The following is a 16948-nucleotide window of genomic DNA, read 5'->3' on the forward strand; positions in this document are numbered from 1 at the left end:
AACTCCGCTTTAGATTTTAAGAGCTATAAATGCGATAATTATTGCTCCCATCCCATATTCCTATCTTATCGTAAAATTTCACAATCAAATAAGATTTTTTCAACGACTTTCCAAATGGAAAGAGACGGATTTTCCCTGTAGTATTTGTATCCCTTATATTGCTGCAAAACATAGCCATTCTCTTGATTACGTTGCATAATAGCCTTGGAACGCCGTATCGCCGCTTTAACATGATTCAGACTTAACTGTTTGAGGATTCGTTTGAAGTTGTCTTCTTGTTTGTATTGCTTCAAATTTTCGAAGTGTTCCCCGTAGGCACGATTGAGTGGATCAAGATATAGATTACGATGCGCCAAATGTCTATTACAATCTTCCTTATGCAGGATTATCCAAAGCTCAAATGTTAAATTACTATATCCCAGTTGGTATTTGATGTTTTTCCCAGAGTTTTGTGCCTCTTTCATCCGATCAAGCGCTGTCTTAAATTGCTGCACATGAACGGCTTCCTCACTTTCGTAATCAAATATGTGAGTGACTTCTGTTTTTCCAGTAATGGTCATTTTTTTCACGTGGGCAAGCGGATCTTTTTGAATTTTACTGTTTAACTTAACGGTATATTTAGCATCTGGATCTGCATTAATCATATTTTGAAGCCAGTCCAGATACCATTTTTCGGTTGCTCCTTCGACGGAGAAGTAGTAAGTTCGATTTTCTTTATGCATTTGGTCACACCTCATTCCTATGGGAGAGTAAATCCTCAAATATAGGTGCGAAGTCGATATCCTTAATTGCACCGTATCGATCCACAAAGTAATTTTTCATATAATCCTCGTTTTTACGGACACCTGATTTCCCTGTGGTTCCAAAATCAGAAAGCGCATAATGGCTGCTAAAATGTGTTATATCATCACGTTCCACGAACTTGATTTCATCACGCCGGTACAGATTTGCATTTAAAAAAATAGGATTGTGGGTGTTAAAAACTAACTGCGCATTGTGTATGTTAATCTCATCATTATGAAATATGTTGATTATATTCATGAGCGCCATTGGGTGAATAGAAGCGTCAAATTCATCCACTACCAGAGTACCGCCGTTAAGCAAAGCGTTGACGACCAGCGGAAACATATTCACGAAGCGAATCGTACCATAGGATTCAAACAATTCTGCCTCAATTGCAGTCCCTTTTTTTGAAGCGCCAAATACAGAACATAGCTTTGCTTCGCCTGTTTCTCCCTCTACAAGATATCCGAGTGCGTTTGAATTGATTCCAAAACAAGTGGCCGCCTCATTTAGAGTTTTTTCTACATAGACGGATTTTTTTTGGGGATCACTGAATTTTCTTATGAGGTGCATGGAATCTGCTCTGTAGATCACCATAAACTTGTTATCAAGCCAATCGCTGATCAGAGCAACCAGTTTAGAACTGAACATTGTTTTGAATCCATTCATCAAAAACAGTTCTTCATCGTTCAAGTTACATTTGGCCAGAGCGATAGCGCCCTCTGCATTTTGTTCGAAGGCATTTACCTGATATTCTTGAATGGTATCTAATGATTCAAATTCCAGTCCATCATTCCGTGAGAAAATAACCGAACCATTTATGCTAAGTGTTTCTGATAAAACTTTGCGAGAATAGTCTACCTCTAAGAATCTCCCCAAATCTGCTGTAAATCCATATTCGATCAGCAGACTATCCGCAACAAATTTGATAGAAAAGCACACCGGCTCACTGCATTCCGCAGAGTTGTTTGGAATCAATTCTAATGCATTGGCAGCGGCATTGGGAGCACTCTTATCATCATCGTTACGCAGATTGCCACGCAGGACAATGGATTTAAAGGTATCCATCGCCCCAATAATATTGGTTTTACCCGATGCATTCGGGCCATAAATAACCGCTGAGCATAGTCCTTTATATTTTTTCTTTCCAACTGTTTCTACCAACACACTGTAATCCAACCCCTTTTGCTTCGGTGCCGGCACAAGTGAGAATACTAATTCTTCTTTAAATGATTTATAATTGGATGTCTTAAATTCCAGCAGCATAGTCTTTCCTCCATTCTGCATATTAGTTGCAAAATCTTCATTATATTATAGCTATAATATGCCACAAAGTCAAATATGTATTTTTATTTTGCAACTAATTTGCAGAATATACTATGTATTGAAGACCGGTAGGATGACCGTCCTTACTCTTTTATAATATATTGTTATAACAGAAGTTTCGGATTAACGAATTCGGAGGTAAAAAATCGTCCCCGAAACGAATCATCCGCTCTCCCTGGAACCACATCTGTTTCGGGGAAAATATCTAACCAATCTTCTTCTCATCAAATGCCTCTCCTTCAAATTTATGGTATCGTTCATGGTAAGTATAACGTTAATGCTTACGTCAACACAGATCATAGAACAACGAAATATTCTAAATTTCTACATTTTAGCGGACCTTTTCCCTCAGCCCTTTTCCATCTGAAGTTAGCCATGTTTTCACCTTTCCTTTCTTAATAGTGGCCTGAACAGCCTCTATTATAAGGAAAGGTGATTTTTGTATAACGAACGTCGCGCACCCGCAAATCGGGTGGTTTATATTTCGCACGTTTCCGTTTCTCTGTTGAGAAACGGAAACGTACTCAACTGGGTCTATCCGACCCTTAATAAAAAGAAGCCGCTGCTGACCGGTTTTTGTCAGTTAACGGCTTCATACCACAAGACAGGGATAGCATCGTTATTCTTTTAGTTTTTCCAAAGCATTTTTTCTGATATCCATAGGTTTTTGCCCTGTTACCTTTTTAAAAACGATATAAAAATAGTTATAGCTGGCAAAGCCTACCCTTTCCGCCAATTCTATTCCTTTATAATTTGTAGTTACCAATAGCTTTTCTGCCTTCCGGATACGAAATGTGTTCAGATAATCATTAAAATTACTGCCTGTTTCCTTTTTAAAAAGCTTGCCCAGATATGCGGTGCTGATATGGAAATCATCGGCCAGATATTGGAGGGAAAGGTCCGGATCGGTATAATTGCTCTCGATAAACTGGATCGTGTCAAAGACCGGCTTACTCAGAGTTTTTTCCCGGCTTGATTCTATCATCTCAATAACCTGTTTCAAAAACTCAAGTATCTGTTTCCGTACTCCTTCCGGAGATGTTTGAATCATGATTTTTCCCAAAGCCCGATTTTTTTTACAATAGATCTCGTTCTGGTCTATAAACGCGTTCTCCGCCAGGCATTGGAATGCCAGCACGCTTAATTCCAGAGCGCTATTTTTTAATACATAAATCTCCGCAAGGGGATCACGGCGGATCTGGTCCAAAAATAGTTCCTGCACATACCTGTCTATCAGATCAAAATCGCCCTTCTTTATAAGCTCTTTGAAATGTTCGCCGTCAATTCTGACCGATCCCGGCGCGTTTTCAAAATATTCTTTGATCTCATCATAAAAAAGAACTTTGCCGATTCCAAATATAAACCGGTATGACATTGTGCTCAGGGCATTTTTATAGGATTCATACATTTTACGGTTGCTGCTCACCTGATTGCCGACAGTAATCGTTATCTCCAGATTCAGATGTTTCTTTACTTCGCAAATGCATCTCATCAGCAGCTTCTTAATCTGGACATCCGCCGACCAGCCTTTGAATTCCTTAATGATCATACTCACACGGCCCGAAGAATCTGTAAACGCGATTCCCCTGCCTGAATCCATGATAATTTCATCACATATATTACACACGCCGAATATCTGCCAGGAGATATCATCATCTGCGGCCGGATCGTCATTCTGTACGATTTCTACGGATACCGCGCCAAAAGGTCCTGAGGAAAGATCCAGCTCCAGCAGCTCCAGCTTATCTTTCAGCTCTCTGGAAGAAATGGTCCCGGTTATCAACCGGTTCAATACATTATTTTTTAATAACGCCAGATGTTCGTTATTCTCCAGTTTCGAAATAAGCCCATCTTCCAGGCTGTCAATAAGTTCTTCTATAGTCCGAATGATTTCTTCCTTACCGGAAGGCTTTAAAAGATAATCAACCGCCCCATATTTCATTGCCTTTCGGACCAGCTCGAAATCATCGTAGCCGCTTAACACGATAAATTTGCAATCCAGATTACTGTCATGAATTCTTTTTGCCAATTCCAGACCGCTCATGACCGGCATTTGAATATCCAGCAAGAGGATATCCGGGTTTTGTTCTTCCATGATCTTCAGCGCTTCCTGACCATTCGTGGCTTCTCCGCAGATAATAATCCCGTAATCCTCCCATGAAAGCAGTCTCTTGATCCCCTCTCTGGCCTGTTTTTCATCATCTACGATCAGTAATTTATACATCCGTCCTGCACATCCTTCTTTGTCAAAATTGGAATGATAACCTTCACAGCCGTACCGACTCCCACTATACTTTTAATCATCAACCCATATTCATCGCCAAAAAGAAGCTTAAGCCTGGCTTGAACATTTTGCAGTCCGATGCTTTTGAATTCATCCTGAGCGATCTGCTGGTTCAATTTTTCATACATATCCTGCAGGGTATGTTCCTCAATTCCTTTGCCGTTATCGAAGATCGTTATCTCCAGCCGTTTCCCGTCCTTTTCCTTTGCAACGATACCGATCAATCCCGTATCCTCTTTATCGGCAAGGGCATGTTTGATTACGTTTTCCACCAGCGGCTGCAGGATCAGCTTTGGAATAACATCATCCAGGCATTCATCCGGCACCCGGATATCTACGTCCAGCCGTTCCTCATATCGGTATTTTTGCAGTTTTAAGTAAGTATCTATATACTCAAGCTCATCTTCCAGTGTGATAAACTTATCCGTAGTTCTGCTGCTCCAGCGGAACATTTTCCCCAAAAGCACGATCATTTCTCCCGTTTTTTCATCCTGTTCCGCCAGCGCTCTGGCCCGTATGCTGTCCAGCGTGTTGTATAAGAAATGGGGATCTATCTGCGTCTGCAGCGCATTAAGTTCCGCGTTCTTGCGCTGAATCTCCGCCGCATATACTTCAGAGATGTAATCATTCAGCTTTTTACACATTTCATTAAATGCCTGACTGATAATACCGATTTCATCTTTGGATTTAATCGGAATATATAAACTGAAATCTCCTGTCTGAAGCTGTCTCATAGAACGGATCAAGATCTGAACCTGACGGTTAAAGATCCGGTAAATGAATAGGCATACCGTCATCGTAAAAATAATTGCCACTGCCATAACCTTATAGATCTGATGTTTGATCTGCTGTATCTCTTTAATCAAATCCTGGTTGGAAAGAGTATACATTGCCTTTGCCCCGGAGGTACCCACTTCTTTTGTCTTTACATACTGATCGGCGTCCTCCCAGGTCTTCGGCACAGCTTTTTCTCCCCAATTACCGTGACTCGTTGAGTATAGGATCTGGTCTCTGTTGCTTACAAGTGTCAATTCCCCATCCATAGACGTGTTCAGGGAAGGGTCCTGTTTCTCAATCTTCTGCAAAGGCACATTCATGATAAACAATCCTACCAATTCTCTTTTGGGGAATATGGTAGAATCGAATATTTTACCGACAAAGGAGAGAACCGGCTCTCTGTCTTTTAAGGTATAGGACGACGGATCATCATAGATCATACAGATCGTTTCCTCCGAATTGAGAAATTCTGTAATCGCCGGGTAATGTATAAAATCAAAACTAGGCTTTACCGCAATATATCCATCGCCCGAAAAAGAATACACAATTCCGTTTACTGAGCTAATGATAACATCGCTGATATCCGGGTCCGCGGAAATAACGCCTTTTGCAAATACTCCCGTGATCTCTATATTATTGATCTCGTATCCATCCTCCGGATTTTGCACCGCCTTGGCGGCAATTTCAGAGATAGGCCCGCTATGTATATAATTGTACAGACTATATATCCTGTTATATTTATCATTACAGTAGTCCGCCAGCCTGTCCAGCTTCGCGTCCCCCAGCATAATTTCCTTTTCTATAACCGTATCAGAAAAACGCTCAATGATAAAGGAAGACGTAACGATGACAACAATAATCAGAATACATTCAAACAGTACCAGTATCTTAAGAAACATGCCCGGATATCTCAGCTTTTCGATTATTCTTCTGATCCGCATATCGTCACACCCCCGCATTTATCCGCTCTAAAACATTATATCCCCTGCGCACCGCGCTGGCAATCAGAGAGTGAAGGATTCCTTCACAAGGTAAACCGCGGCGGCGTCATAGTCCTGTTCAAATTCTAACATCAGCGTCCCTCTTTTAAGGCTGATCCGGTGATCCGATTCTTCATATATCATCTCAATCCGGTATCCTCCGCCAACAGGCAGGCTTATCCTCTCCTCCATCTGCCCCTCAAATCTGTGAACGATACATAACGCTTCCCGTCCGTCGTCTGAATACTGGACAATCCCCTGCCAGCCCTCCAGGCGCCGCCAACTCTGCTGTTCCGTTCCATAAAAACATGTGTGTCCGTCCCGTATGATATGATTTACCGCTCTGTAGAACGCTATCCCCCGGTCCACAAGTTCCCATTGGCTGTCGGATAGCGCATATACATCCCCGGACAGGCACATGACGCCCAGAAAAGTATTCGCCATGGAATAAACGATCCTTTTCCCCGTATCGGATGCCCGCAGCACTGCCCATATCTGGCTTTGCCCCGGCGGGATCATTCGATGAACATTTGCCGCAATTACCGGAATCTCTTTTTCCTCGTGGGCATCCGAAAAAGAAACCATATCGCACAGCATGATCATGGACGGCTCCATTCTATGGCCTCCGGAGGCACATAGCTCGATCACCAGATCCGGCAGTCTTTTCCGTATTTTTCTGAAAAATTTCTGGGTTGCCTGCATATTCTGCCGCAGCCCCTCCCCTAAACTTTCCGCTCCATCGCAGCCGATTCCGATGCTTTCATTATAGTCCACCTTCAGATATCCAAATCCGTATTCCTCCAGAAACTCTATCACCTTGCGCGTCAGATATTCCTCTGTCCACGGGTCCCGCATATCCCAAAAACGGCGTCCCCCCGCCGTAATTACTTTCCCCTTTCGTTTCAATAAATGATCCTCGAGCCAAAATGCTTTTGAGTCTTTTCCGCAAATCTCCAGTTCAAACCAGATTCCGGGAATAAATCCGGAGTTCCTGATTTTATCTGCTGCAGCCATCAGCCCTTGCGGAAACAGCTCTTCGGAGACTTCCCAATCTCCCATATTACTCTCCCAGCCCTTCACCGCATCTGCATACCAGCCGGCGTCTATCACAAAATACCGAAAAGGCCTCTTCCCCAGCGTCTCAAGGATCCGGCTGATGTTCTCATAGGATGGCTTTCCCCATGTGGTGCAGAACTCATTAAATATGATCGGCAATTCTTTACCATCATCTTCCTTTTTCCACATTCTGGTCAGTCTCTGGCCGGCATTATCCACATTGCCGCAACAAACGGTCAGGCAGGCGGGAACGGTCCGAAAACACTCTCCCGGTTTTAGTTCCTTGCACCAGTGTCCAAAATCATAATCCGCAATTCCACCCGACATACAAAGAGCTTCGTCTCTTCTGTAAAGTTCCATCTGCCAGCTGGACGGACAGGCCAGGCTGGCCGCCCATACCACTTTACTCTTTGTATCCTCGACTGCTTCAAACGGATAATACCCACGGACCGGAAGGGAACCGGCCTGGCCGATTTTATCACTGTATACCCCATGGCGTGACCAGGTCGGTTCTAATAACAGCTCGCTTGCTGTTCTTGTCTCCATTCGCCCCTCCGCGCTCCATTTACTGCGTATTTTATGAATAATCAGTCTGTTCGGCGCCTCATCCGCCGCAAACGGAGTAATCCCGCCGATCGAAAAGCTGCTCAGCATCTCAAGCGTCAGCGGTCTTAATCCCAAATTTCTGAACTCTGTGATTATCCAGAAAGCAGGATCTCCATTTCGGTAATGCAGTGTATGTAATATCCGGTTTCCTTCATCCTCTTCCAGAATAGTCGTAATATGGATCTCCCCGGCATTTTTTTCAACTTGTTGAGATTTATATTTCATCCGGCTTACCGATTCACTGTTGCGCATCGTCATACCGTTGGCAAATCCAAAGGGGTACGCATCCCCCTCCTTTTTCCACTGGACCAGCGGGTCCACCCGGTAACTTTTCCCCGCTGCCAGGGCCTGGTTCATAGACGCCGGATACAGCTCCATTCCCACTTGGTCTTCTTCATCCAATACATATCTGACAATCATATCTCCCAAACAGTATTCTGATAGTATATTCATATGAGCATCAACCTTTCAATGCGCCGGCAGTCAAGCCTTCAATAAACTGTCTCTGCGCCAAAAGATACGCAATCACGATCGGCAGCGTTGCAAACATAACATAAGCGAACACACTTCCCCAGTCGGAAGCATACGGACCGATTGCCGTGTAGATCCCTACCGTAATCGTCTTAATCTGTCCGATTAACAGGGGGGTGAGAAAATCGTTCCACATGGATAAGCCGATGAATATGGCCACTGTTGTTGTGCATGGTTTTACCAAGGGAAAGATAACGGCTGTAAATATTTTCAGTTGTCCGGCACCGTCAATAATTGCAGCCTCTTCTAATTCTACCGGCGTCGATTTGATAAACCCCTGGTACATAAATACGGAAAAAGAGATACTCCCCGATACAAATACCATAATCAGGCCCGGCAGGTTGCCGACCAATCCAATCCCTTTAAAGATGGAAACCAGCGGGACGTAGACAATTGCATAGGGCACCATCAATCCAAGTAAAAAATAAATATAAATCCCTTGGGATAACTTTGATTTCATTCTGGCAAGATAATATCCTGCCAATGCGGAAACCAGAATGCAGATGAGCGCCCCAAATATTGTAATGCACAGAGAATTAAAGTACATTTCTCCCAGATTGACGTTGGGATTTTTTATTACCTTTATAATGTTATCCAGAATCGGCGGCAGCGGAAAGGACATGGGAGAGGAGGAAATCTCCTTTGTGCTTTTGAAGATATTAATCAGCGTGATATATAAAGGAGTCGCAAAAATAACCGCCAGTATTACTAAAAATATTTTCAGAATAATGCTTGAAGCGCTTGTCTTCCTGTTTTTCATATTCATTTTCAGGATACCTCCAATTTCTTAGATAATTGGAGCTGTAATATAGAGACGGCGGCGATAATCAGAAACAAAAATACGGCGATTGCAGAGGAATATCCCAGCATATTATTTCCAAACGCCTGGGTTACGATATTATAGGTTACCGTTTCTGTAGAATAACCCGGCCCTCCATTCGTAATTACTTTTACGATGTCGTACTGCTTCATTTCCGTCATAATACTCATAATCACCGAAATCGTGATACCGGGAATGATCATCGGAATCGTTATATAGCGGAACTGCTGCCAGCGGTTCCCTCCGTCCATGATACACGCCTCATATAATTCCCGCGGAACTGTCTGTATCGAGGCCAGATACAGCACCATGTGGAAGCCAAGCATTCTCCATATTTCAATCACGCAGATACTTCGAATGGCGTTTTTCGCATTTCCTATGTAATCCGCCGCCAGATTGCCCATGCCAAACATTTCCAGCAGGGAGTTCAGGACCCCTGTGTAAGACAGGATGGCCAGCCATATAAAAGAGATGGCCACTGTGCTGAGCACATAGGGCAAAAAGAAAATGCTCCGGAATACATTGGTCAGCCTCTTGGCCCGGTTCAGCAGCATGGCTATAAACAAGCCTAACACATTAACCGTCACAGCCACCACTGCCGTAATTTTTAACGTCACAAAAATGGCATTCCTCAGCCGTTCATCTGAAAGCATATCCACGTAATTCTTAAAACCAACCGTGTTGTATGCCGCACTGATTCCATTCCAGTCCGTAAAACTTAATAAGAACGCTCCGGCTATGGGAATAATCATCAGGACCGTATAGATCAGAAATGCAGGCACTGTGAATAAAATAGATTTTTTCTTCATATACTTCTCTCCTAAAATGATTTAGAGTACAAACTCAATATTCGATTTTGTACTCTAAATCTTTCTGAATTATCAAATTAGCTTATTACTTTTGCGCCCCAAGCCTCTGCATTTCAGCATCCCATGTTGATAATTCCTTGTCAACATCAGCGCCCGTGAAGATGTTCTGAAGAGATTTCAGCGTATAATCTTCGAATCCGGTAGGGAATGCATCATCGCCGACTAACTTCATTGCCTCAGGCACCAGCTCGTAGCCTTCCAGATTTTTGATAAATTCCGTCTGTACCGGTCCCATGTCATAAGTTACAGGTGTTTTCGTGACAGAAAAGGTGCCGTCCGCCTGCAGATAATATTTGTAGATATCCGGGTTGCCGCCAAGTACATATTCACAGAACTTAAAAGCTGCTTCTTTGTTCTTACAGGTTTCCGCAACTCCCCAATACTGAGGCATGGTACAATAGGTTTTCGCTCCGGAAGGAGTCGGCATCATAAATGTGCCAAAATCGTCTGCGGAATACTCGGTACTATTATCAATGGTAGGCGCGCTCCATGCGCCGTCCATGAACATGGCCGCGCTGCCGCTCATAAACTCGGAAGTAGCCTGCGTATTGCTGAATGACATGGAGCCTTTGTGGTAATATTTGGTTAATGACTGCCAGCTTTTTAACGTATCGGAAAGCACCTTGTCGGTCCATGACAATTTTCCATCCAGAATGTCCCGGTTGAAGTTGGGGTATGCAGAATACAGTTCGGAATTAACAACACCGGTCCAGTATCCGAAAGCAGTCGCCCAGAGATCAGAAGCGCCGACGCCCATCAGCGGTGTGTATCCCTTCGCCTGAAGTTTGTCACATACAGCCGTAAACTCATCCCAGGTCTTCGGTGTCTCTGTAATACCGGCATCCGCAAACTGCGCTTTGTTATAGTAGACCTGTGTACGGTAAGCTTTGTAGGCGGGAACCAAGGTCTTTTTGCCGTCAAATGACACAACGGAACTGTCTTCGTATTTAGCCAGGAGCTCCTCCGGAACTTCTGCATAGACTCCCTCCGTGCTAGCCAAATCTACCGGGTCAATATTGATATCGGGCATATTCCCTGCGGATAACATGGTCTTTAAAAACTGCGGCCTGGAATCCCCGGTCATCAACACTTTTTCAATCTTGATTCCCGGATTGTCGGATTCAAATGCGTCGATAATATGCTGCCACACTTCCGCCGTGTAATTGTCTGTTTCAAATACGGCCCAAGTCAAAGTGATATCATCTCCGGAACTCTCTTCCTTCGCCGCCGTCTCCTGGGGTTTGGCTGTTTCTGTCTGGGTACTCTGGACGCTTTGGTCCGCTGTATCTGCCGCATCATCCCCGGCCTTCTTATCCCCGCATCCGGTAATCATTGTGGCCGCCATGGCCATACATAGCAGCATACTAACTAATTTTTTCTTCATTACACATCCTCCTGTTTTTTAAAAAATATTTGATCAAGTATCAGCCTGTAATTTCTCAATATTTTCCAGGCTGATACCTTCAACCTGCTTCCGATCAGATCCTAGACCTTTTTCTTAAGATCAGGATCAGGCTTAACGCCGCTCCGCAGCATAGCAGCCAGATCACGGGCGCCGCGCTGTCGCCTGTCTGCGCGCCCTGTGCGTTGTTGTCCGAATCATGGCTTTCTCCGCCGCCATTATCCGTATGACTCTCTTGTTTGGCGGCATCCTTCCAGCCAATCACATAAGTGCTGAAGCTGTCCGCTGTAATCCTTAATCCGCTGTCCGTTTTTTCAAATGTGGTTATTCTTTCCGCCTGGCCATCGTTTTTCACATGGAAGATGATAAAATCCTTCGTGGAGTCCGAATGGTCAGGATATGGAACCGTGATTTTTAAAGCTCCCTGCGTTTCGTGTATCTGGCCGCCGTTCTGATCTAATACGGATATGTCAATAAATATTCTGTTTTTATCCGGATACTGTCCGGCCAGTCCCTGATATTCCTGATTTTGTACAAGTACGGCGTTTGCCTCGTTCCTCTTGTTTTCCGGCAGTACCGACTGAAGGATATAGTATTTGATTCCTTCCGAACTGATTACCGCTTGTCCCGGAACAGGGGTGGGATCCGGGGTCGGAGTAGGGCTCGGGGTTGGCGTCGGAGTAGGGGTTGGCGTCGGGCTCGGCGTAGGTGTGGGAGTTTGCGTAGGAGTCGGCGTCGGACTCGGCGTAGGCGTCGGTTCCGCTTCCTTTTTGACTTCTACCTGGAACTCCGCAGTTTTATCCTGATAAGTTACCGTAATTGTCTTGGTTCCTTCCGTCTCAGAATCAAACCCGGTTAAGGTATAAGCATCGGGGTCCAGGACCTCCTCACTGGTATCCTCATATACGGCTGTAACAGAAAGCCCCGCGGTTTCCAGTTCTTCTCCGATAAAATACTCTGTTTTTTCCGGCAGCTGGTCTATCCTGATCATATTAAGGATTTTTTCCGGCAATTCAGCCGCTTTTACCTGCACCGTAAAATCTGCTGTCTGTTCCTTATAGCGGACCGTTACTGTCTTCGTCCCTTCTGTTTCCGAGTCAAATCCGGTGACTGAGTATGTGCCGCCTGCCAAGGGTTCTTCACTATTATCCTCGTATATAGCCGTTACCAAAAGACCTTCGAGATTTAAATCCTCGCCGATCAGGTACTCCGTTTTATCCGGCTGCTGATCGATCCTGATACCCGTAAGTGTTTTTTCACCCGCTGCGGGGGATTTTACTTCTACCGTGAATTCCGCATGGAATTCCTGATAGCTTAACTGAACCGTCTTTGTTCCCTCAGTGTCTGAGGAGAATCCCTCCACGGTGCAGTCTGACAGTGATATTACCTCTTCCGTAGTATTGTCATATACGGCTTTTACGACCAGACCGGACAGATCCAGCTCTTCTCCCTGTTCATATATCGTTTTATAAGGCTGCTGTGTTATCTTGATTTCCGTAATCACAGGCTTTTGCGTAACCTGAACCGTAAACTCTGCGGTGAAACCGCGGTAGGACACCGTGATAACCTTCTCGCCCTCTGCTGTGGATTCAAAGCCAGACAGCGTGTAAGTCCCATCTGCCAGTTCCTGGCTGCTGCCATCGTTATATACCGCATTTACCTTCAGTCCGGAAGGGTCAAATTCGTCGTCTATGTAATAAATATTCTTATCCGGCTCCGCCTTGATTTCGATACCGTTAAGCCGTCTTTCTACATCCGCCTTATCCAGGACTTCCACCTTAATATTATCAATGTACAAAGGTCTTCCATCCGGATCATAATAAGAGAAGTTCAGTCTGCATTCCTTCCCGGTCTGATTCGGCATTTCTCTTACCAGTTCCCAGTTTGAGGGTTCCTGCGCCGATTTTTCCCAGGCTTTCAGATAAAGGCTGTTTCCCTTTACCATTGTTTTACAGGTGTACCAGACCGCGTTTTTAATCTCTTTTCCATTTAACGGCAGTTCGCCTATATCTTTGAGATCCAGATAATATTTAACATTTTGCGCCGGCTTAATATTCACCCTGAAAACGGAAGCTCCTGTATCCCTTAGTACATTATACATACCATACCAGGAATATGATCCTTGCGGGAACTGGAAATCAAAAGTTGTAATATTTTCCCCGTATACAACATGCTGTAATTCATCATTCAGAAGGTCGACCTCCAGATTCGGGTCGTTACCCTTGAGCAGGAGCATACGGTTTCCATCCGTCCCGGTTTCTTCTGCAATGTTAGCCTTCTCAGCTACGGACACGTCATATTGTGCCTCAAACTGTTCCTGTGTCAGCACATTGAAATCTTCCTCATAGAAGACCGCCGGAACGGGCAATTCCAAAATGACATCCTGGTTGGACGTGATATTTTTGCTGGTAGTAACGGAAACTACTCCGTCTACGGCATCTTCCGGCTTTATCAAATTGATCCGGGTATTCGTCCAAAGCAGAATCTTTTCTCCGCCGACCGTGCCTTCGCCATCTGCCGTTTTATAGGTTACACTGCCCGTATCATCTGAGAATCCCTGTCCCGTAATCGTAATCATCTGATGAACGGGATCATAATCCGTCCCACTTATAACAGGCTTACTCTTCTCATCGGAATATTTGGATACTGTTATATTATCGATCCAAACGCTCCTGCCGGACGGATCATAGAAAGAAAAGTTTAATAAGCAATCTTTCTTTACTTCATCCGCCATCTTCTTTTTCAGGCCCCATCCATCCGGTTCCGGGTCTCCCTTTTTAAAGACGCTCAGATAGATCATGTTTTCATATACCATGGTTCTGCAGGTATACCATACTCCTGTTTCTAAATCTTTGTCATTGTCCTTAACTTCTTCCTGGCCCTTTAGCTCGATGGCTAACTTCGTTTGATAAGCCGGCCGGATATTCGCCGTATACTCCGTTTTCTGATCAGTTACCCGGAGTGTGTTATAAAGCCCGGTATATCCGCTCAATTCCTGAGGAAATTGAAAATCAAATTGTGTAACGTTATTGCCAAATGCTAAAACAGTTCCGTTTTGATCCAATTTACTGACATTCAGATTCGGATCATTGCCTTTTAATTCCAAATAATTTCCGGATTCTCCTGAAACAATGGAAGCCTTATCCGCTACAGAGACCGACCAATCCGAATCATTCAGCCGCCCTTCCTCCTGTCCATCGAAGTCTTCCTTCAGCAGTTCGGTTACACTATCCGCAAGCACCCCTACGGGATAAGCCGCCGACGTGATCTTATCCTTTGTGGTAACCGTCACCATATCTCCACTGGCCACATTCTGGGGCGGAACAAAGCTGATTTCCCCATTGGACCAGGATTTTATATCGTCCGAAGTCAACATGACCGTTCCCGACTCGGTTTCAATTGACACCGTTCCGGCATCACTGCCGAATTTCCTGCCGGTCAGGTTCAGGATCCCATAATAAGGATCATAATCCGCGCCATCAAGGACCGGTTTGAATAATTCTTCTTCATCATACGGATCCTGTACTCCGGCATTTTCCATGACCGATTTTACTTTATCCGTTACAAATGCATCATATCCGTTATCGGTATCCTTTCCCCAAAACGTGTAATTTGTCTGCATGTTGTTAGGGCCTGTTATATGCTGGCTGACGCCATAACTGTATACCAATACATTGTCCATCACCGTATATCCGGACGTCTGCTCATCCATGTAAATACCGTTGGCTCCGTAATCCGCACCCTCCGGAAGCATATTGTCATGCATATAATTTTCCAGTATCATGGAGTCCGGCTCCTGGTTCGATAACGTATAGATCGCGCCGCCATCACAAACAATCTGATTCACATGATAGATTTCGTTCCGCGAGATATTGTTGCGCTTCATAGGATTGGGGGTTGATGTCCATCCATAGCCAACCGATATGCCTGAATAGGGGCAGTCATATATGGTATTATTGCCGATTGTGATTCCCTGTACATAACCGGCTCCGATGCCAACCGCTCCCTCATATTGGGTTCCGATCGTATGTATCGTATTGTTCAGGATTCTGTCATTTGTACAAACCTCACGCAGATCGGCAGGGTTATAAGCCGTATGGTAATCCGTATTCTCATCTACTGCAAACTTGCCAACCTCTATTCCATTACCGGCTGTCTCTTCCACTGTATTGTTAATCAGCGTTACTTCGTTCGTTCCGGAAGCCAGCAGTATTCCCGTAGCGCCCATGAAACGGATATGATTTCCGTCCAATCTGATATGCGCGGCATTTTCGATACGGATTCCTGCATCTGCTCGTTTTACTCCGATATCGTTATTTGCGAATATGCCATATGTCACATACTGACAAGCTTGTCCGCCCACCAGCCCTTCTTCGCTGGGTTGCAGCCATGTGGAATGTTCGACTGTCAGTCCTTTGAAGACAATGTCGTGAACCGGATTGTCCAGAGTTCCCTCTAATACGATAACTTCATCGAGTACGGGCGCAACCGCGGATGCGGTACTCATATCCATATCTGCAGGGGCTTTATAATAAAGCATATTTTTATCGGTATCCAGATACCATTCCGTGTCTTCATCTATATACTGGTATGCATTTTCATAATAGAATGCATAGTGGGGTCCGCCGGCATAATTGTCCAGTCCCGGGTGCGGACGGTTAAATATCCTTACCGCTTCCGGATTCTGGATTTTCAGCCTGTAACAGGCGCCGTCCCATTCTACCTCTTTCCCCGTATGTTGTGCTTCCGCCTGGCAGTCATAATGGTCAATCTTCTCCAGCGTATCTACCCGAAGGATGTTTTCGCTCCAAGCAGTAAAAATATGTAATTCGATCTGGCGCAAGCCGTCCATATCTTCCGAGATCCTGCCGTCTGCAGGGACGATCACCCGTCCGTCGGCTGCCTGCACTTTTGCAGCGGCGTTTCCCTGATCTCTCCACCATTCCGGTATCACATTTCCATTTTCATCCAGTCTGTCGGCGCCCTGAATTCTGGACGAACCGTCAAATATACCCGGTTCTCCCGTCCTGGCTCTGATCCCCTTTTCCCCATTTACATAGAGTTGACGGAAATTAAGCCCCTCCTCTACCGGTATCTTGTAGATGTTTTTCTCTGCGTCATGCAGTTCCCATGTTCCTGTGAGCTGCTTCCCTCCGCTGATCTCCGGCTTGGCATCTTGGTATGCTTCATACCTCACCTTGTATCCGTTTGTACCGGAATCACCGGTTCCAAACGTAAGTGACTTGTCCTGATAGTAGACTCCATCCATCAGATATACGACTATATCCGCCGTCATATTCTGATTAAATTTTGCCACTTCCACTCTCGCCCTTTCAACCGTTTTGAACGGTTCTTCCTTTGTGCCGGCATTACTGTCATTTCCATCAGGGGATACATAAAACTCTTTCTCTGTCCCTGATGAAACGTCATTATTTCCAGCCCGCACAGTTGCCGGAAAAGTGCCCAGCAGCAAAGTCACGCCCAAAATAATAGTTAAAAGCCTCCTCATTTCCC

Annotated in this window: 9 protein-coding genes; all 9 read right to left on the bottom strand. The window is 44.8% G+C overall.

Going from position 1 to position 16948, the window contains the following annotated elements; genetic code table 11:
• Window positions 1–65: 65 nt before the first annotated feature.
• On the bottom strand, window positions 66–722 hold the full coding sequence (locus KTH89_RS04115; RefSeq protein ID WP_158342341.1) for an RloB family protein: 657 nt from the start codon (window positions 720–722) through the stop codon (window positions 66–68).
• Between the two features lie 4 nt (window positions 723–726).
• Entirely contained in the window at window positions 727–2049 is a 1323-nt protein-coding gene (locus tag KTH89_RS04120; RefSeq protein ID WP_158342342.1) for an AAA family ATPase, read from the bottom strand.
• A 679-nt stretch (window positions 2050–2728) separates the two neighbouring features.
• On the bottom strand, window positions 2729–4333 hold the full coding sequence (locus KTH89_RS04125) for a response regulator transcription factor (protein WP_158342343.1): 1605 nt from the start codon (window positions 4331–4333) through the stop codon (window positions 2729–2731).
• Window positions 4318–6111 carry a sensor histidine kinase gene (locus KTH89_RS04130; RefSeq protein ID WP_238720706.1) on the bottom strand — a complete coding sequence of 598 codons (1794 nt, stop codon included), beginning with the start codon at window positions 6109–6111 and terminating at the stop codon, window positions 4318–4320. The genes KTH89_RS04125 and KTH89_RS04130 overlap by 16 nt, the downstream gene beginning before the upstream one ends.
• Before the next feature lie 63 nt (window positions 6112–6174).
• Window positions 6175–8265, bottom strand: coding sequence for a glycoside hydrolase family 36 protein (locus KTH89_RS04135; RefSeq protein WP_158342345.1), 2091 nt, complete (start codon window positions 8263–8265; stop codon window positions 6175–6177).
• A 7-nt stretch (window positions 8266–8272) separates the two neighbouring features.
• On the bottom strand, window positions 8273–9109 hold the full coding sequence (locus tag KTH89_RS04140; RefSeq protein ID WP_158342346.1) for a carbohydrate ABC transporter permease: 837 nt from the start codon (window positions 9107–9109) through the stop codon (window positions 8273–8275).
• Window positions 9110–9111: 2 nt separating this feature from the next.
• On the bottom strand, window positions 9112–9972 hold the full coding sequence (locus KTH89_RS04145; RefSeq protein ID WP_158342347.1) for a carbohydrate ABC transporter permease: 861 nt from the start codon (window positions 9970–9972) through the stop codon (window positions 9112–9114).
• 85 nt (window positions 9973–10057) lie between these two features.
• Window positions 10058–11416 carry an ABC transporter substrate-binding protein gene (locus KTH89_RS04150; RefSeq protein ID WP_158342348.1) on the bottom strand — a complete coding sequence of 453 codons (1359 nt, stop codon included), beginning with the start codon at window positions 11414–11416 and terminating at the stop codon, window positions 10058–10060.
• A gap of 94 nt (window positions 11417–11510) precedes the next feature.
• Window positions 11511–16943 carry a bacterial Ig-like domain-containing protein gene (locus KTH89_RS04155; protein WP_238720708.1) on the bottom strand — a complete coding sequence of 1811 codons (5433 nt, stop codon included), beginning with the start codon at window positions 16941–16943 and terminating at the stop codon, window positions 11511–11513.
• Window positions 16944–16948 lie beyond the last annotated feature (5 nt).

This window comes from Diplocloster agilis (assembly GCF_019042275.1).
In the GTDB taxonomy this organism is placed as follows: domain Bacteria; phylum Bacillota; class Clostridia; order Lachnospirales; family Lachnospiraceae; genus Diplocloster; species Diplocloster agilis.

Excerpts from the sequence above, each read along its gene's own strand:
- KTH89_RS04130 (WP_238720706.1), bottom strand. The coding sequence starts at position 6,111 with ATGCGGATCAGAAGAATAATCGAAAAGCTGAGATATCCGGGCATGTTT.
- KTH89_RS04125 (WP_158342343.1), bottom strand. The coding sequence starts at position 4,333 with ATGTATAAATTACTGATCGTAGATGATGAAAAACAGGCCAGAGAGGGG.
- KTH89_RS04145 (WP_158342347.1), bottom strand. The coding sequence starts at position 9,972 with ATGAAGAAAAAATCTATTTTATTCACAGTGCCTGCATTTCTGATCTAT.
- KTH89_RS04135 (WP_158342345.1), bottom strand. The coding sequence starts at position 8,265 with ATGAATATACTATCAGAATACTGTTTGGGAGATATGATTGTCAGATAT.
- KTH89_RS04120 (WP_158342342.1), bottom strand. The coding sequence starts at position 2,049 with ATGCTGCTGGAATTTAAGACATCCAATTATAAATCATTTAAAGAAGAA.
- KTH89_RS04155 (WP_238720708.1), bottom strand. The coding sequence starts at position 16,943 with ATGAGGAGGCTTTTAACTATTATTTTGGGCGTGACTTTGCTGCTGGGC.
- KTH89_RS04115 (WP_158342341.1), bottom strand. The coding sequence starts at position 722 with ATGCATAAAGAAAATCGAACTTACTACTTCTCCGTCGAAGGAGCAACC.
- KTH89_RS04150 (WP_158342348.1), bottom strand. The coding sequence starts at position 11,416 with ATGAAGAAAAAATTAGTTAGTATGCTGCTATGTATGGCCATGGCGGCC.
- KTH89_RS04140 (WP_158342346.1), bottom strand. The coding sequence starts at position 9,109 with ATGAATATGAAAAACAGGAAGACAAGCGCTTCAAGCATTATTCTGAAA.